The organism is Halosimplex halophilum, from assembly GCF_004698125.1.
GTDB lineage: Archaea > Halobacteriota > Halobacteria > Halobacteriales > Haloarculaceae > Halosimplex > Halosimplex halophilum.
Genome location: NZ_ML214297.1, coordinates 1,157,347 through 1,174,836 on the forward strand (window position 1 = coordinate 1,157,347; position 17,490 = coordinate 1,174,836).

A 17,490-nucleotide genomic window follows, 5' to 3' on the forward strand; every position below is an offset into this window, starting at 1 on the left:
ACTCTCTACCGATGACAGGGCCGTTCGACGGAGCCGCCGCTCGCGCCGCGAACGAGCCCCGGCTGTCCGTAGCCGCCGTACGTGTAGGGGCTCCCTAGCCCCACACCACCCCCATTCTGACCTCCGCGTTCGCACCGTTCGACGACCGGCCGACAGACAGACCGATGTACGACACCACGATACCGACCGACAGCACGCACCGCCCGACAGCCGCCGCGCTCGGACCCCGAGCGCGCCCGACCGCCGGGAGTGAGCAGCGATGAGCACCGACAGCGACGCCGGGGACGCCGACGGCCCCGACGCTCGCGAGGACGACGGCGCGCTCCCCGGCGAGTACGAGCCCGACGAGGTCGAGTCGAAGTGGCAGCGCCGCTGGGTCGAGGAGGACACCTACGCCTACGACCGCGAGGCCGCCCTCGACGCCGACACGGCCTTCAGCATCGACACGCCGCCGCCGACCGTCTCGGGCGACCTCCACATGGGTCACCTCTACCAGTTCACGCTGCAGGACTTCGTCGCCCGCTACCACCGGATGGCCGACCCGGCCGTCTACTTCCCGTTCGGCTACGACGACAACGGCATCGCCTCCGAGCGGCTCACCGAGCGCGAACTGGGCATCCGCCACCAGGACTTCACCCGCCGGGAGTTCCAGGAGAAGTGCCGCGAGGTCTGTACCGACTACGAGGCCGCCTTCACCGACGACGTTCAGTCGCTCGCCGTCTCCGTCGACTGGGACAACACCTACAAGACCATCGAGCCGCGGGTCCAGCGCATCTCCCAGCTCTCCTTCATCGATCTGTACGAGCAGGGCCGGGAGTACCGCCAGCGCGCGCCGACCATCTGGTGCCCCGACTGCGAGACCGCCATCTCGCAGGTCGAACAGGAGGACGAGGACAAGCACACGAAGTTCAACGACATCCACTTCGACCTCGTCGAGACCGGCGAGGGGCCGGCCGACGAGGACGCGACGTTCACCATCTCGACGACCCGGCCGGAGCTGCTGCCGGCCTGCGTCTCCGTCTTCGTCCATCCCGACGACGAGGACAACCAGCACCTCGTCGGCGGCACCGCGCGGGTCCCCATCTTCGGCCAGGAGGTCCCCATCATCGAGGACGAGCGCGTCGACATGGAGACCGGCAGCGGCATCGTCATGTGCTGTACGTTCGGCGACCAGACCGACATCGAGTGGTACCAGGCCCACGACCTCCCCCTCAGGATCGCCATCGACGAGTCGGGCACGATGACCGACCTCGCCGGCGACTACGAGGGCATGTCCACCGAGGAGGCCCGCGAGGCGATCATCGACGACCTCGACGACGCGGGCGCGCTCGTCGAGAGCCGCAACCACGAGCACACCGTCCAGGTCCACGAGCGCTGCGAGACCGAGGTCGAGTACCTCGTCACCGAGCAGTGGTACGTCGAGATGCTCGACAAGACCGACGAGTACCTGGCGGCCGGCGAGGAGATGGACTGGTACCCCGAGAAGATGTTCACCAGGTACCAGCACTGGATCGAGGGCCTGGAGTGGGACTGGTGTATCTCCCGCCAGCGCGACTCCGGGATCCCGATCCCCGTCTGGTACTGCGACGACTGCGGCGAGACGGTCATGGCCCGCAAGGAGGACCTCCCCGTCGACCCCCTCTCGGACGACCCGCCGGTCGATAGCTGTCCGGAGTGCGGCGGCAGCGACTTCCGCCCCGAGGAGGACGTCTTCGACACCTGGGCCACCTCGTCGCTGACCCCGCTGGTCAACGCCGGCTGGGACTGGGACGCCGACGCCGAGGAGTTCACGATGGAGCGGCCGGAGCTCTACCAGTTCGACCTGCGGCCGCAGGGCCACGACATTATCTCCTTCTGGCTGTTCCACACCGTCGTCAAGTGCTACGAGCACACCGGCGAGGTCCCCTTCGAGAGCGTCATGATCAACGGGATGGTCTTGGACGAGAACCGCGAGGCCATGTCCAAGTCGAAGGGCAACGTGATCCCCCCGGAGGAGGTCACGGCGAACTTCCCGGTCGACGCCGCCCGCTACTGGGCCGCCGGCACCTCCATCGGCGACGACTTCCCCTACAAGGAGGGCGACCTGGAGGCCGGCGAGCGCCTGCTCCAGAAGCTCTGGAACGCCTCGCGGCTCATCGACCAGCTGACGGGCGAGCCCGGGAGCATCGAGCGGCCGGCCGACGAGGACCTGGCGGCCGTCGACCGCTGGATGCTCGCCGAGCTGGACGACGCCGTCGCCTCCCTGACCGAGCAGTTCGAGGCCTACGAGTTCTCGAAGGCCCGCAACGAGCTGCGGTCGTTCTTCTGGAACAGCTTCTGCGACGACTACCTGGAGATCGCGAAACAGCGACTGGACGACGCCGACGGCGGCGCGGACGCCCGCTCGACGGAGTACGCGCTGCTGACGGCCCACCAAACCTTCCTGAAGCTGTTCGCTCCCTTCCTCCCGCACGTCACGGAGGAACTGTGGCAGCGCCTCTACGCGGACGACGGCGACGGGCTGGACTCCATCCACACGACGGACTGGCCGGAGACGCGGGGCTACGAGGCCGACCTGGCGGCCGGCGAGACGGCGATGGAGGTCATCGCCGCGCTGCGCCGCTACAAGACCGACAACGGGCTGGCGCTCAACGCCGACCTCGACCGCGTCCAGGTCTACGGCACGATTGCGGGCTTCGAGGACGCCGTCGCCGAGGCGATGCACGTCGCCGAGCTTGAGACGCTCGACGAGGCGCCCGAGGTCACCACCGAGGTCACCGGCGTCGATCTGGACTACTCGCTTGTCGGCCCCGAGTACGGCAGCGAGGTCGGCGACATCGACGCCGCCATCGAGAGTGGTGAGTTCGAGGAAGTCGACGGGAAACTCCACGTCGCCGGCGTCGAACTCGACAGCGAGATGTACGAGATCGAGGAAGAGCGGACGTATTCGGGCGAGGGCGAGATGATCGAGACCGAGTCGGCGGTCCTCATCGTCGGCTGAGTCCGGGTTTCAGATTTCCCGGAGGAAGGTCCGCCCGCCGACTGGAACGAGATTTCGGCGGCCGAGAACGTATCACTCCGCGTTCGTTGTCAGCTCCTCCGTCTCGGCTTCGGGCCGGTCCTTCCAGACGACGGTGCGCTGGCTATCGGTGAAGTACTTGTACGCGGCGTACAGCAGGTTCGGGACCCCTGCTGCCCACCAGATCGTGAAGATGGCGATGAGGATGTGGATACCCACGTCGCCGAACTCCCGTCGCACGAGCGTCACTCGATCCCGTGTCTCCTCCTCGATCCGCCACCCGGATTCGACCTTCGCGGTGACCTCACGCCGATAGGAGTCGGAGTATTCCATGGGCACCGTACGGCGCCGCACCGAAAAGGGGTATGTCCCTGTTAGATGGCAGTTACACCGAACCTGCTTTGCGCTTCATCCCCTGTATTTCAGTACCTGCAGCGATCACGCGAGATCGGTATCCTGTAGGACGCGGGCTCTCACATCGGCCTGATTTCGAATCGCTTCAGTCGATTTTCACCGGCAGATCCGTCTCCCGGAGCCGGTACCGCGGCGGTTGGAACGCGGTGGTCAGCGCCCGCACGTCGACGCCCGACTCCACTACATCCCCAAGCAAATCCGCGAACTCGGGGTCGACCTCGCGGAACGGCTCCCACCGACGCACGTCGGGCCGCTGGACGACGAAGACCAGATGCGCCTCGGTCCCGTCCTCGACAAGCGACCGTAGGCTCTCCAGATGCCGACGGCCCCGCTCCGTGGGCCGGTCGGGGAACTTCGCCACCCCCTCGTCCACGTGCGTCGTCGACTTCACCTCGACGTAGGCGACGCGCTCGCCGTCCGCCGACTCAAGCCGGAAGTCACCCCGGCCGTGGTCCGGCAGTTCGGGCTCGCGGACGACGGTCTCGGCCCAGTCGAACGCCGGGAGGTGGCCGCCGTGCAGCGCCGCGGCGAACAGGTCGTTGGCCAGCGCCGCGCGGAGGCTGACCCAGGTGTCGCCGACGCGGGCCGCGACGGCGTCGTAGTCGGTCGCCCGCTCGGGGTCGTCGACGGGCTCGCACATGATCTCGTGGCCGGGGACGAGGATGTTCCGGAGCTTTCCGGGGTCGCCGAGGTACGCGTCGCCGACGCCGGTGACTCTCCCCTCGTCGCCGAAGTCGACGCGGACCACGAAGCGGTTGACCCGATCGACGAACTCCCCGATCACTGGATCGCCGTCGCGCGTCAGGAGCGGCTCGGTCATCGCGGGCCGGTAGCCGGGCGACCGCCGTATGGGTTCCGTTCCGGTCCTTCGGCCGGCGGCGGTCGGCGGCTCCGTCGAACTCGGCATTCACTCCGGGACGACCGGCTCGCCGCCGTCGACGAACGGGACGCCGGCCATCGCGGGCCAGTACTCGAAGAGATTCGCGGCGGCCTCCCGACGAACGTCCTCGACGTCCTCGCGGGCGAACCGCTCGATGCCGGCTATCCGGACGCGCTCGCCGGTGTTGATCCCGGCCGCGTGGGTCAGCAATCCGTGCCAGAGGACGACCGTGCCGGCCGAGCCCGCGACCTCGTAGGGGTCCCACTGGTCGTGGAGGCGACGGTCGTAGTCCCACTCGCCGGACTCCTCGCCCGTCGCGGGGAGCTGCGCGTTGTTCGGCTTCCCGCCGACCGTTTCGAGCGCATGGTCCTCGAAGTACGCCGCGGCGGCGCGATGGGAGCCCGGCCAGACGGTGAACCCGCCGCCGCGGGTCCCCACGTCGTCGAAGTAGACCGCCGCGCCGAGCTGGAAGGTCGTCACCTCGGGGTTCTCGTCGAACGCCGCGTAGCCGTCGAGGTGGCCGTCGACGGTCTTGGCGCCGGGGACCGGGTCGGCGGCGTCGCCGTCCGGGAACTCCAGCGCGACCTGCATCCCCGAACTCGGGGGTTCGAGGACGCCCTCGCCGACGAGCGCCTCGGCGGCCGGGTGGAGCCGCTCGGCGATCTCGGTCAGCGGGGCCTGGTCGACCCCCTCCAGGGCCACCTCGTACCCGCGGCCGAGCACCGCGTCGGGGTCGACCGGGTCCGCGTCCATCGCGTCGACGACCGCCGCGCGAGCGTCGTCGACCAGCCCGGCCGGCAGCAGGTCGTCGCGCACGAGGAAGCCGTCGCGCGCGAACGCCCGCCGCTCCGGGTCGGTGAACGATACCATACCCCAGAGATGGCCGACCCGGGGGTATAGCTTCGGACCGCGGAAGCACCTTCCCGGAGTTCCCGGCGCGCTCACGGCGGGCGGGGACGGTGAGCGGATACCCCGAGAAACGTCACCACAGCGCGTCAGCGCGCAATACTTGGCCGGTTCGAAACCCATAGCCGTCCACGTTCGAAGGGCTAGCCGACCGATGTCACTCGCGACCGCGGCCGGTGTCTGCCTGTCACTCGCCGCCGTCTCGACGCTCGTGGCCGTCGCACGTCACGGGCGACCGGAACCGAAGCGGACGCACCTCTTCGAGGGCGACGACGGCGAGCGGGCGAACCCGTTCGCCGACCTCTCGGCCGGCGCCGAGGCGGCCGCCGCGACCTGTCGGGACTGCGGCGCGCCGCTGGCGTCGGAGACGTTTCGGTACTGCGGCGGGTGCGAGACCGGCGCGCGTCCGATCGCGGACGACTGAGAGGACGGGAAGCGGCTGGGGGGAGCGGAAGGCTGTCCCCGCCTCGGGACTCAGGCCGCGCCTCGCTTGACCTTCTCGACGCGGGTCGCCAGCGCGAGGAAGGTCGCGACCAGCGTGAGGACGACCGCCCAGGCCGCCGCGAGGTCGTGTGCGAGGACTGTGTGGTCGGGGACGCCGGGCGCGACGAACGGTTCGGCGCGCAGCCACGTGTGGTGGGGCCCCTCCAGGACCGGCCAGAAGTAGTCGACCACGTCGTTGAACCCGTACCACGCGAGCGCGACGGCGACCGACCCGACCGTGAATCGGGCGTACCGGTGGATCAGGAACGCCTCGACGGCCATCGCGAGGTGGCTGAGGACGAGGAACCAGTAGAGCCAGGCGGCGATGCCGCCTGGGCCGTTGAGGACGAGCTGGACGAACGGCGTCCAGAGGCCGAGCTTGATACAGCCGAAGAAGGCCAGCGCGTGCAGCGGCCCGGCGTCGATATCGAGCCGCCAGGCGACCAGCGAGAGGCCGATGAACATGGTCGCGACCGGCGAGTCGGGGACGAGCGGGTAGGCGAGCAGCGGCGCGGCGCCGAGCTGTCCCTCGACGAGCGGCGGCGCGAGGTCGAGCGGTCGGCCGGCGTAGTACCAGAAGCCGAAGAGGGTGCCGACGAGGTTGACCAGCGCGATCGGCCACGCCAGCCGCAGTCCCAGGTCCTCCAGCCAGTCGGGCAGCGGCGCCACGTGGGCGGGGAGGCCCTCGCCGTCGGGCAGCGGAGCGTCGAAGTACCGGGCGACGGCCCGTTCGATGCGACGACCCGCTCGGTTCACGGCCGACATGCCCGACCCTGTGGACGCCGCGCGCAAAACGATAGCGGTCGGGCGGTCGACGGCGGATCAGTCGACGCGAACTCGCGCCACCGCCGACGGCGCGAGCCCGACCGTCACGGTCCCGTCCTCGCTCACGGGCTCGGTCGAACGGTCGATCCGGTAGGCGTCGGGTTCCGACCGGGACTCCTGTCGGTCGTGCGGACTCCCGGTCGGTTCCAGCACGTCGACGGCGACGGAGCGACCGGCGGCGTCGGAACCGAGGTCGACCGTCACCGTCCCTGCCCGGCGGAGGTCGCGATTGGCGAGGAACACCGCCAGTTCCTCGCCCGCGTCGTCGACGACGGCCGTCGCGTCGACGTACGGGACGCCGTCCATCCGCTCGATCCGGGTGCCCAGTTCCGGGAGTGTCCGCGTCGGACCGTCCACGTCGACGCCGACGGCGTGCCACGACCGGCCGTCGGCGAGCACCTCGGCGTAGAGTCGCTGGACCCGCGCGACGGGGTCCAGCGGCGAGGCGTTCGACCCGCCGGTGTCGGGGAACTGCTTGACCGGCATGTGGGTGTGGGAGGCCCGGCGGACGGCCTCGCCCTGCCGGACGAACGCGCCGAACATCCCCGCCGTGTAGGCGGCGCTGGCCGTCGTCCCCATCCCGATCTCGGGCCAGTCCTCCCCCAGATGCGGGTAGAGCCCCCACTCGCCGACGTTGATGGTGAACGAGTCCAGGCCGTGCTCCTCGGCGTCGGCGGCGAGATCCGCCAGTTCCCGCTCGTACTGGGTCGGGTACGCCACGAGCGTCTCCATGTAGTCGACGGGCTCGGCGTCGTGGGCCTCGACCCACGCCTCGGGGCTGTCCTCGTCGCCGCGGCGGATCCCGAAGTTGTAGTGGTGGGTGTCGACGCCGTCGATGCGGTCGCCGACCTCGGTGAACAGCGCCTCGGCCCACTCGTCGGCGTCGGCCTCGAAGCGGGTGTATCCCGGGTCGAGCAGGTCCGCGAACACCGTGATAGAGGGGTCGGCGGCGGTCATCGCGTCGTAGTACGCGTCGACGCCCTCGCGGTCGTCGGACCCGCCGGCGAACTCCCACGGGTCCGCGGTGTGGCCGAACTGCCAGTCCCCCCAGACCTCGTTGCCGATCTCCCAGTAGCGCACGTCGAACGGCTCCTCGTAGCCGTGTTCGGCGCGGAGCGCCCCCATCTCCGTCTCCTCGGGGTCGCCGTTGCAGTACTCCACCCAGTCGGCGGCCTCCCCGGGACCGATCTCCGCCCACCAGCCGACCGTGATCATCGGTTCGACGCCGATCTCCCGGCAGAGTTCGACGTACTCGGCGGTCCCGAGGAAGTTCGGTTCGAGCCCGCTCCACCCGGGGGCCTCGCTGACGGGCCGGTCTTCGAGCGGACCGACGCCGTCGCGCCAGCGGTAGTGGCTGGCGAAGTTGCCGCCCGGCCACTTGATCGACTGAACCGCCAGCTCGTCCATCCGCTCCAGCATCTCGGGGTTGAACTTGCCGTCGACGGCGTCGCCCGACACGAGCATCACCCAGTCGAAGTCGACGTGACCCTCGCCCTCGGCGACGAACTGGAGGCGGTACTCGCCGTGTGGGGCGGAGATGTCGCGGAAGCGCCCCTCGCTCCCCTCGGCGGGGTAGCGGGTGTCGCTCCCCCCGGCGAGTTCGAGCCGTCGGTCCTCGTGGCGGACCCACTCGTTGGCGACGGGGAGGGTCACGGCGGCCAGCGTCTCGCCGTCGAGGTCGGTCAGTCGCGCCTCGACCGCGTCGACGCCCCCGCCGCGGACGGAGACGGACAGGTCGTACTCGCGGGTGCGGTAGTCCGGCAGCGGGACCCGCTGGGAGACGCCGCCCGTGCCGCCCTCGACGGCGACGCGCTGGAACTGGCGGTCGTCGCCGCCGTGGACGCCGCCGGAGGGCGTCTCGTAGTCGGCGTCGCCGACCGGCTGCCAGGGGAAGGCGATCCCGTCGTGTTCCGGGAGGGCGTCTTCCTCGTAGGCGAGGCGGCTCCGCTCGGCGGTCTTCCGGTCGAAACACCACGACTCGAAGGAGTTGTTCGTCGCGTGCTCCGCGTAGACGCCCGGGTAGATCTCGCGACCGTAGTGTTCGACGTACGCCCCGAAGATCCGCGGCGAGACCGACCAGTCGCTCCGGTCGTCGGCGTCGACCGTCACCGCGGCCGCGAACGACTCGTCCGCCGACTGCGTGTCCGTCATGCTCGCCGGGACGGGCGAACCCCCCAAGAGTGTTCTGACGGCGGAGACACGCTCCGGACCCGGACGGGACGGCGGCTCCCTCCGGGTCGGCCGGGCCGGCGGTGACCGACGCCGGCTCGCGCCGGACGGCGGCGAACGATACTCGTTAAGTGATTCCGACGCCAAGTCGCGGTTATGACCGACGAAACGGACCTGGAGGAACTCCGCCGCGGGACCGACCTGGTCAAGCGCGGGTTCGCGAAGATGCAGAAGGGCGGCGTCATCATGGACGTCGTCGACCGCGAGCAGGCCCGCATCGCCGAGGACGTGGGCGCCGTCGCGGTGATGAACCTCGAAGCCGTCCCCGCCGACATCCGCAAGCGCGGCGGCGTCGCCCGCATGGCCGACCCCGCATCCCTGGAGGAGATCATCGACGAGGTCTCCATCCCCGTGATGGGCAAGGCCCGCATCGGCCACACCAAGGAGGCCCAGATCCTCGAGGCGACGGGCGCGGACATGATCGACGAGAGCGAGGTCCTCACCCCGGCCGACGACCGCTACCACATCGACAAGCGCGAGTTCACCGCCCCGTTCGTCTGCGGCGCGCGCAACCTCGGCGAGGCCCTGCGCCGCATCGACGAGGGCGCGGCGATGATCCGGACCAAGGGCGAGGCCGGCACCGGCGACGTGAACCAGGCCGTCCACCACCAGCGCAACATCAAGTCCGCCATCCGCGAGCTGGAGGGCGCGACCCACGAGGAGCGCGAGAAGTGGGCCCGCGAGAACGAGGCGCCCGCGGAACTCGTCCACGAGACCGCCGAGATGGGCCGGCTTCCGGTCGTCAACTTCGCCGCCGGCGGCATCGCGACGCCGGCCGACGCCGCCTTGATGATGCACCACGGCTGCGACGGCATCTTCGTCGGCTCGGGCATCTTCGGCGCCGAGGACCCCGAGGCGATGGGTCGCGCCATCGTCGAGGCCGTCAACAACTGGGACGACCCCGAGACGCTCGCCGAGATCGCCTCGAACACCGGGGCGGGCATGAAAGGCGACGCCAACGTCGACCTGCCCGAGGAAGAGAAGATGCAGGGCCGCGGCGTCTGAGCGCGGCCGGCCGAGTTCTCGCTTCGCCTTCGAACCGACGGCCACGGCGTCACTCAGCCGCCGGACCCGTCCGCCGGGACGCCGGCCGCGGCACTCGACCGGCGGCGGAGGTGACCGAGCGCGACGCCGACTGCGCCCGTGACGAGTATCGGCGACCCGAGCGTCGCGAGGAGGGCGATCAGCGTCCCGAAGAGGCCGTAGCCGACGATGGTGACGAGATAGCCGGCGACCAGCAGGGGCGTGATCGGCGAGACGTTCGTCACCGGGCCGGCGTACGTCGGGACCGTCATCCCGAGCAGCGCCAGCGGCGGCGCGACGATCAGGGTCAACCAGCCGACGAACATCCCCGAGAACGCGTCCGTCCGGGCCCGCGACCGCGGGTCGACGGCGGATTCGAGCCGGCGGACCGCCACGCCGGAGACAAACGCGGCGACGGTCGCCGAGGCGACGAGCGTCCCCGCCGAGATCAGAAACAGACCGTACGGACTCACGAACGTCACGTACGCGGCCGTGTAGGCCGTCGCCGTCAGCCCGTAGACGGCCCCGACCACGAGCGGCCTGTCCCACCACGCCCTCGACGCGGCCCAGAGACCCATACCGCCCCGGACGGCGCCCGCTCATTTGTAGGTTCGTTGTCCGGACGGCGACGTAGCACGGGGTGGCGACGACCGGTGGGGACCGCGACACGGCGGTCCTCGGGCGACGCAGCGACGGGACGCGGGGCTTCGGTTGCGTCGAGCCGGACAGTAGCGTCCCGCTCGGGCCGCCCGCCGGGCCCCACAAGCGCAACGCCCAATACCGTCGACTCACGATGGGCGGTGTATGCTACAGGCGACGCCGGTCGACGCCGCACGCTCGTTCCTCACGGGGTTCGAGACGCTGGGCGCCCGGCTCGGCGTCACCGTGCTGGTGCTCGTCGTCGTCGCGGGCTTCGGCTGGCTGCTGTTCCCGCGGCTCGTGGAGGGCGTCCAGGACTCCGCGCTCCAGTGGGCCGTCAGCGGCGCGGTGTTGCGCGCCGCCCAGCTGTGTCTGCTCGTCGGGGGCGGCCTCTCGCTCGTCTACCTCTGGGGGTACGGTCCCGCGCTCTCGACGCTGGCCGACGAGGCGACCAACGACCAGGAGCTGCGCGTCCTCGGGCGGGCGATCGGCTCCGTGGCCGTGTTCTTCGCCGCCTACGCGGTCGCCCGGTACCTCTCGAACGCGGTCGCCAACCTCGGCAAACACGCGGAGTGGCTGACCGACCACCAGGAGGAGATCCTGCTGCGGACCGCCCAGCTGTTCCTGTTCGGCTTCGCCGGGATCGTCATCCTCGGGATCTGGGACACCAACCTCGGCGGCCTCCTCGTCGGGGCCGGCTTCCTCGGCATCGTCGTCGGCTTCGCCGCCCGCCAGACGCTCGGATCGCTCATCGCCGGGTTCGTCCTCATGTTCTCGCGCCCGTTCACCATCGGCGACTGGGTGGAGATCGGCGACCAGGAGGGCATCGTCACCGACATCACCATCTTCCACACCAGGCTGGAGAACTTCGACGGCGAGTTCGTCATCATCCCCAACGACCGCGTCTCCGACCGCCCGGTGACCAACCGCAGTCAGAAGGGCCTGCTACGCATCCGCGTCGACGTAGGCATCGACTACGAGGCCGACCCCGAGCGCGCCCGGACCGTCGCCGTCGAGGCCATCTCCGAGTGCAACGAGGTCGTCGACGCCCCGCCGCCGCAGGTGTTCCCCAAGGCGTTCGGCGACTCGGCGGTCGTCCTCGAGACCCGCTTCTGGATCGACCACCCCACGCCGCCGCGCAAGTGGAAGGCCGTCTCCGCCGTCGTGACCTCCGTGAAGTCCGCCTTCGAGGACGAGGGGATCAAGATCCCCTTCCCCCAGCGGGAACTGACCGGCCGCGCCGAGAACGGGGGCTTCCACGTCCGCGGCGAGGCCGGCCCCGCCGCCGACTCGGGGGAAGCCCAGCCCGAGCCGCGCAGCAACGACTGACCGGTCGGTCGTCGGCGAATCTGCGGGCGACTTCCGGAAGACGGCGCTGCGGAGCCCTATTCGACGCCGAAGTACCCCTCGACGACGAGCGCGAAGCCGACGATCCACACCCCGGCGAGTCCGGTGACCGCGGCGACGTGGAACGCCCAGGCGAGGCCGGTCGCGCCGACCAGCGGCGTCGCCATCGCCTCGCCCACCCAGGCGACCGGACCGGCCGTCCCCGGACGGGTCAGCGCCACCAGAAACGCCGTCACGACCGCCGGTCCCGCCGCACCCATGAGCGCGAGCCCCAGCCGACGGCTCGCCCGCGCGACGCTGCGCGGCCGCGTCCCGTGCGTCACGAACGCGTCGGCGTCCGACCCGGAGTGTGCCATGATAGATGATGTCACACGCCTCCCGTACTTAAGCGTACCGTCACGCGGGGGCAAGTGGCACACGGTCGGGAACCGAACTGTCGGGTCGAGAGGCGCCCGGAAGAGCGGCCGTCAGTCGGCGGTGCGTTCGAACTCGGCGTCGGTCTCCGCCTCGAGTGCCTCGCGTTCGGCGCTCGGGAGGGCGTCCTTGAACCGCCGGAGGACGCGGCGAGCGTCGTTGACCTCGGCGCCGCCCAGCGCGCGGACCAGCGCCAGCGCCCGCCGGGCGCGGGTCTTCCGCCAGGACTCCTCGCGGTGTTCGTAGGTCCGGATCGCCCGCAGGAAGTCGACCTTCCGGAACTCCGGCCAGTAGGGCGTACAGAAGTAGACGGCCGCCTCGTTGCCGTTGGCGTGCCACGGCAGGAAGTTCGACGTGCGCTCGTCACCGCCGGTCCGCACGATCAGGTCCACGTCCCGCGTCGGTCCCTCGTAGAGCCGCCGTTCGACCGTCTCGACGTCGATCTCGTCGGACCCGAGGGCGCCGTCCTCGACCTCGCGGGTCACGTCCCGAGCGGCCGAGAGCAGTTCGGCGCGGCCGCCGTAGGCCAGCGCGATGTTCAGCTGGAGGTTGTCGTACCCCGCGGTGCGGCGCTCGGCGTAGTCGACCGCGTCGCGCACCCGCTCGGGCAGTTTCCCCGTCTCGCCGATCGCCCGGATGCGGACCCCCGAGTCGTGGACCCGGTCCGCGTCCGCGAACTCCCGGAGCTTCTCGCAGAGGAGGTCGAACAGCGCCTCGGTCTCCTCCTCCGGGCGCTCGAAGTTCTCCGTCGAGAAGGCGTACAGCGTCAGCTCGTCGACGCCGACCTCCCGACACCACTCCAGGACCTGCTCGGTCGTCTGCGCGCCGGCGCGGTGGCCCTCGGAGGCGTCGTCGCCCCGCTGGCGCGCGTACCGCCGGTTGCCGTCCTGGATGACCGCGACGTGGCTCGGCGTCCCCGACAGCTCCAGTTCGAGCAGCCGCTCGTACGCGCCGCGCGCCCACTGCCGCACTCTGTCCATCTGGTTACGTTCTTTCAGCCCCGCGATATGAGTTTTGTGTTTGCCTGGCCGCGGCCCGCTTCCCTCCGAAGCCGTTTTGACACCCTGCGGTGTATCCCGCAGTTGACAGACGAATCCCTCGCCGCCATGCTCGATCTCACTCCCGACTCCGACGGCTCGATGCCCCGCGGCGCCCGCGACGGCGTCGGCGCGCTCGACGCGTCCAGCCCGCGTATCGTCAGCATCAGCGACATCCACGGCTACCTCGACGCCGCCCGCTCCGCACTGGCGGCCGTCGGCGACCACCCCGACTTCGACCCGCTCGTCGAGGCCGACGGCGACGGCCGGCTCCACTGGGCCGGCGGCGACGAGTCGGTGCTGGTGTTCAACGGCGACCTGGTCGACCGCGGCCCCGACAACGCCGCCGTCGTCGACCTCGTCGAGCGCCTCGCCCGCGAGGCCCCGCCCGGCCACGTCCGCGTCACGCTCGGCAACCACGAGTGGGGCGTCCTCTTCCAGGACCTGGTCGGCTGGGACAGCTGGTTCTCCGGCCGCCGGTCGGACGAGGACCGCCGCCGGCTCTGCGAGGCCATCGCCGACGGCCGCGTCGTCGCCGCCTACGACGGCTACGCGTTCACCTACGCCCACGCCGGCCGCGTCAGCGACTACGACGCCGCCCGGCTCAACGACCGTCTCGTCGAGGCCGCGACGGAACTCCGCGAGGCAGTCGGGACCGACGACGACGCGGCGACACAGAAACGGCTCGTCGACGAGTACCGCGAGGTGCTCGGGATCGGCCGCGGCGGGGGCCGTGCCTTCGGCGCCGGCATCGCCTGGCTCGACTTCCAGTTCCTCAACGAGTCCGCCCCGCCGCAGATCGTGGGGCACACCCGCCAGCAGCAGGCCGTCCAGAAGGGCAACGTCGTCTGCGAGAACGTGATCCGCGCGAACCTGGAGGACTCGGGCGGCGAAGGCGTGCTGGTCGAGACCGACGAGGAGGTGGTCGCGCTGGAGCGACGAGGTAACGGGAGCGTGCGGAAGCGCAAGCTGGAGATTCCGGACGGGGAGTGACTGCGAGTTCGAATTTCTGTCTGGTGTCGCGGTGCTGTCCGAGCGAGAGGAAAGGTTGTAGCGGGTAGCGTCTCACCCGGGTCGACGTTATCCGTGGACGAGCTACCGCTCTACGGGGTGCTCTCGAACGGTTTCGAGGGTGTCGACAGAGACGTGACTACCCGGTCGTCGATAAAAACGAAAAGTGCGGCGTGGATTAGGCGTCGGGGCCTTCCTGCTCGTTCAGCGTCGAGGAGGAGTCACCCTCCTGAGCCTGCCAGACGACGCTGATCTCGTAGTCCGAGTCGACGGGAACGTTCGTCTCGTCGCCGGAGACGATGGTCGATTCATCGCCGCCGGTCGTTCCGTTCCAGGTACCGGCAGATCGCTGCTGGACTGCTCCAACATTGCCGATTTCCTTCACGTCAAGGATGTTTGAGTCACCACTTCCTGCGTCGTCGTAACTGTCCTTCGTCGCGTTGATCCCGCTACCGCGGATATAGATCTCCTGAGCGCTCACAGAATCCCCGCCATCGTGCGTAACTTCCAGCACGCCAAGGTTCGGGGAATCAGAGTTCTCCCACACCTGTTCGTAGTCCATACCGATCGTCGAGGTCGGTGCGCCCTGCTGTGCCTGGTTCCCCAGCCCGAGCACGAACGACGCGATGACGGCCGCGAGGATGACCGTGATCGCCACCATCAGGATGACGCCGATGACCGGCGACACCGCGTCGTCGTCGTTGAGTAGCTGCTTTAGCTGCATGTGTGCAACTCGCAACTATCCGGATACCATATTAAAGACACCCTGTCGTTTCTGTGGATTGTGTATTCAGTCGCGAGTTTCGGGCTATTACACAGCAAGACAATCGCATCAAGACGCCGTTGAACTGCCGCGAGAAAGTTTATACTGCGAAAAACCGATTTCGGGCCGGAGAGAACAGCGTAACACTCAACTACATAACCAGAAACAGAGACACGTTATCCGTCCGTTAATCCCATCCGGCAACCGCCGGCAATCGCGGGCACTTCGGCACTGCTCCAGATACCATCAGCCAATTATCATTCTGAGAGCCGTATGGGATCGGGAGCGAAGCAAGTAGCAGTGATGTCGTCTCCTGTGGGGCCTGCCGGAGAGTCACGACCGGACGGTACTGCTGCCGTCCGTAGCCGGATCTGGACCTGGTAGTACGGGTACGGACTGTCGGAAATCCCGAAGAGGGAAAGTTGGAGTGGGACCGCCGAGATTCGAACTCAGGTCCGACGCACCCCATGCGCCGAGGATACCGCTACCCCACGGTCCCGCGTATCGGCAGACGAGCCTACCCGGATTAAGCCCTTCGCTTTCGGTCGGTCAGACCAGCACGCGTTCGAGGTCGAGCACCACACCGCTGTCGGCCTCGGGGTCGCCCGCGAGCGTCCCGAGACACACCGCCCCACCGTCGGGGGTGTAGCAGGCGACCAGGTCGCCGCGGAACACGTCGTCGATATCGAGCAAGCCCGGTGCATAGACGGGCGCGCCCTCGGCGACCTCCCGGGCAGCCGACTCGGCGATGGTCGCGCTCGGGAGGTCGGTCAGCGCCCGCTCGGCCGGCTGGACGACCTCGCGGAGCGGATCGGTGTCGCCCTCCTCGGCCCACGCGATCGCGTCGGCGAGGTCGTACAGCGAGACCAGCTTCCGGTCGTCGAACGAGCCGGTGGTCGTCCGGCGGAGGTGACCCATGTGCGCGCCGGTCCCGAGCGCGAGCCCCAGGTCGTGACACAGCTTCCGGACGTAGGTCCCGCTCTCGCAGCGGATCCGGAGCAGCGCCCGCCGGTCCTCGACTTCCAGCGCGTCGAGGGCGTGGATCTCCCGCGAGCGGAGCCGGCGGACGACGGCGCTCTTCTTGGGCGGTTTCTGGTAGACCTCGCCCTCGAACTCGGCGAGGACGGACTCGAAGTCGGCGGGCGCGGGGCCGTGGAGTTCGAGGACGGCGACGTACTCCTTGACGCTGTCGTCGAACACCTGGGCCATCCGCGTCGCGTCGCCGAGCAGCATCGGGAGACAGCCGGTGACCTTCGGGTCGAGGGTCCCGGCGTGGGCGGCGCGCTCGACGCCGGCCATGTCCCGGACCCACGCGGCGACCTGGTGGGCCGAGGGGCCGGGGGGCTTGTCGAGGTTGACGACGCCGAACTCGAGGAGGTCGTCGACGGACCGGTCGTCGGGCGGGCCGCGAAGGGTCATCAGAAGTCGTAGTCGACGCCGGTGACCGGCGGCTTGCCCTCGTCCTCGGCGGGGTCGTAGGACTCGACGGCCGCGAGGACGATCTCCAGTTCCGCGGCCGGCGTCCACCGCGAGGTGTTGAGGACGAGATCGTAGATAGAGCGGTCCTCGATGTCGATGTCGTAGTACTCGGCGTAGCGTCTGGCCTCGCTCTCGGCGCGGGCGGTCGTCTCCTCGCGCGCGGTCTCGACGGACTTGTCCTCGCGGTCGGCGATGCGCTCGGCGCGCACGTCCAGCGGGGCGTCGAGCCAGACCCGCAGATCGGCGTGGTCGCCGGCCATCCAGCCGGCGAGCCGCGACTCCAGGACGAGGTCCTCGTTCTCGGCGGCGATCTCCCGGAGCCGCCGGTCCAGGTCGCGGTCGACCTGGTCGTCCTCCTCGGCGAGCTCGTTGAACGCGACCAGCGACATGTCACGCTCGTCGGCCATCTCGCGGAAGATGTCGCCGCCGCTGACGTGGTCAACCTCCAGCGCGTTCGCCAGCGCCGCGGCGAACGTGCTCTTGCCACTCCCGGCCGGGCCGGAAACGGTTATCAACATACCCGGTTTCCGTCCGGTCCGTAAATAGAGGTTGCGGAACGGCCCGTTTCGTCGCCGGCGGCGCGGGCGTCGCCTATCGGTTTCGCCGACCGATCACGTTCCGGCGGGGACACACACCCGATTCCGAGTTAGTCGGGGGCGAGCGGGGCGAGGCCGCGGCTGCGAGCCGTGAACTAACTCGGAACGAGGTGTGTCTAGACTAGTTACTAGGTTCTAGAACGAAGAAAGAAAGAGAAAGAGCACGAACAGGAACCACGAAGAGAGAGCGCTCGCGGGGAGCGGGCCCGACCGCAGTGAATCCCGTCCCCGCACCACCTGCCCAGCCGCGATCCGTCGACTAACTCGGAATCAGGTGTGTGTGCCGCTGTGGCTCGACTCCCGACTAACTCGGAATCAGGTGTCCCCCCGGTGTGTCGTCCGTCGACCGGCTCACGTCGCCGGGAACTAACTCGGAATCAGGTGTCCCGGCGGCGCGCCCGCCCAGTGGACCCCACAGGCGAGCTCGAAAACACACCGACTGGTCC

16 protein-coding genes and 1 tRNA gene are annotated in these 17,490 nt (G+C 69.6%); 5 read left to right on the plus strand and 12 right to left on the minus strand.

Annotated elements, in window-relative coordinates:
- Positions 1–259 precede the first annotated feature (259 nt).
- Complete coding sequence (locus E3328_RS05835) at positions 260–2,980, plus strand: valine--tRNA ligase (RefSeq protein WP_135363656.1); 2,721 nt, start codon at positions 260–262, stop codon at positions 2,978–2,980.
- Positions 2,981–3,052: 72 nt separating this feature from the next.
- Here E3328_RS05835 and E3328_RS05840 read toward each other — a convergent pair whose 3' ends face one another.
- The 3 genes from E3328_RS05840 to E3328_RS05850 form a co-directional block, all read right to left on the minus strand.
- Positions 3,053–3,331 carry a DUF8108 domain-containing protein gene (locus E3328_RS05840; RefSeq protein ID WP_135363657.1) on the minus strand — a complete coding sequence of 93 codons (279 nt, stop codon included), beginning with the start codon at positions 3,329–3,331 and terminating at the stop codon, positions 3,053–3,055.
- Positions 3,332–3,497: 166 nt separating this feature from the next.
- Positions 3,498–4,232 carry a DNA/RNA nuclease SfsA gene (gene sfsA / locus E3328_RS05845; protein WP_135363658.1) on the minus strand — a complete coding sequence of 245 codons (735 nt, stop codon included), beginning with the start codon at positions 4,230–4,232 and terminating at the stop codon, positions 3,498–3,500.
- Positions 4,233–4,319: 87 nt separating this feature from the next.
- The gene (locus E3328_RS05850) at positions 4,320–5,162 is read right to left on the minus strand and encodes a phytanoyl-CoA dioxygenase family protein (protein WP_167837320.1); all 843 of its coding nucleotides are present in this window, start codon (positions 5,160–5,162) and stop codon (positions 4,320–4,322) included.
- 190 nt (positions 5,163–5,352) lie between these two features.
- Between E3328_RS05850 and E3328_RS05855 the strand changes: the two genes are divergently transcribed.
- Positions 5,353–5,622 carry a hypothetical protein gene (locus tag E3328_RS05855; protein WP_135363660.1) on the plus strand — a complete coding sequence of 90 codons (270 nt, stop codon included), beginning with the start codon at positions 5,353–5,355 and terminating at the stop codon, positions 5,620–5,622.
- 50 nt (positions 5,623–5,672) lie between these two features.
- On the opposite strand, the gene E3328_RS05860 is transcribed toward E3328_RS05855, so the two are convergent.
- Positions 5,673–6,446: a DUF1405 domain-containing protein gene (locus E3328_RS05860; RefSeq protein ID WP_135363661.1), complete on the minus strand. Its 774-nt coding sequence runs from the start codon at positions 6,444–6,446 to the stop codon at positions 5,673–5,675.
- Positions 6,447–6,503: 57 nt separating this feature from the next.
- Positions 6,504–8,657 (minus strand): alpha-L-arabinofuranosidase, encoded by a 2,154-nt coding sequence (locus E3328_RS05865; RefSeq protein WP_135363662.1) that lies wholly within the window; start codon positions 8,655–8,657, stop codon positions 6,504–6,506.
- Between the two features lie 174 nt (positions 8,658–8,831).
- On the opposite strand from E3328_RS05865, the gene pdxS reads away from it, so the two are divergent.
- Positions 8,832–9,740, plus strand: a complete 909-nt coding sequence (gene pdxS, locus E3328_RS05870; RefSeq protein ID WP_135363663.1) for a pyridoxal 5'-phosphate synthase lyase subunit PdxS — start codon at positions 8,832–8,834, stop codon at positions 9,738–9,740.
- 53 nt (positions 9,741–9,793) lie between these two features.
- Here the strand turns inward: pdxS and E3328_RS05875 are convergent, their stop codons facing one another.
- Positions 9,794–10,336, minus strand: coding sequence for a hypothetical protein (locus E3328_RS05875; protein WP_135363664.1), 543 nt, complete (start codon positions 10,334–10,336; stop codon positions 9,794–9,796).
- Between the two features lie 226 nt (positions 10,337–10,562).
- On the opposite strand from E3328_RS05875, the gene E3328_RS05880 reads away from it, so the two are divergent.
- Positions 10,563–11,726, plus strand: coding sequence for a mechanosensitive ion channel family protein (locus E3328_RS05880; protein WP_135363665.1), 1,164 nt, complete (start codon positions 10,563–10,565; stop codon positions 11,724–11,726).
- Positions 11,727–11,782: 56 nt separating this feature from the next.
- Here E3328_RS05880 and E3328_RS05885 read toward each other — a convergent pair whose 3' ends face one another.
- Both E3328_RS05885 and uppS read right to left on the minus strand, forming a co-directional pair.
- A complete protein-coding gene (locus E3328_RS05885) occupies positions 11,783–12,100 on the minus strand; it encodes a hypothetical protein (protein ID WP_135363666.1) in 318 nt (105 codons plus the stop codon).
- Between the two features lie 111 nt (positions 12,101–12,211).
- Complete coding sequence (gene uppS / locus E3328_RS05890; protein WP_135363667.1) at positions 12,212–13,138, minus strand: polyprenyl diphosphate synthase; 927 nt, start codon at positions 13,136–13,138, stop codon at positions 12,212–12,214.
- A gap of 102 nt (positions 13,139–13,240) precedes the next feature.
- On the opposite strand from uppS, the gene E3328_RS05895 reads away from it, so the two are divergent.
- Positions 13,241–14,188: a metallophosphoesterase gene (locus tag E3328_RS05895; protein ID WP_167837321.1), complete on the plus strand. Its 948-nt coding sequence runs from the start codon at positions 13,241–13,243 to the stop codon at positions 14,186–14,188.
- Between the two features lie 196 nt (positions 14,189–14,384).
- Here E3328_RS05895 and E3328_RS05900 read toward each other — a convergent pair whose 3' ends face one another.
- From E3328_RS05900 to cmk, 4 genes are all read right to left on the minus strand, one after another.
- Positions 14,385–14,930: a type IV pilin domain-containing protein gene (locus E3328_RS05900; protein WP_135363669.1), complete on the minus strand. Its 546-nt coding sequence runs from the start codon at positions 14,928–14,930 to the stop codon at positions 14,385–14,387.
- 467 nt (positions 14,931–15,397) lie between these two features.
- Positions 15,398–15,468 (minus strand) — tRNA-Pro (locus E3328_RS05905).
- A 50-nt stretch (positions 15,469–15,518) separates the two neighbouring features.
- Positions 15,519–16,388: an RNA-guided pseudouridylation complex pseudouridine synthase subunit Cbf5 gene (locus E3328_RS05910; protein WP_135363670.1), complete on the minus strand. Its 870-nt coding sequence runs from the start codon at positions 16,386–16,388 to the stop codon at positions 15,519–15,521.
- The gene (gene cmk, locus E3328_RS05915) at positions 16,388–16,966 is read right to left on the minus strand and encodes a (d)CMP kinase (RefSeq protein ID WP_135363671.1); all 579 of its coding nucleotides are present in this window, start codon (positions 16,964–16,966) and stop codon (positions 16,388–16,390) included. Before cmk ends, E3328_RS05910 begins: the two co-directional genes overlap by 1 nt.
- Positions 16,967–17,490 lie beyond the last annotated feature (524 nt).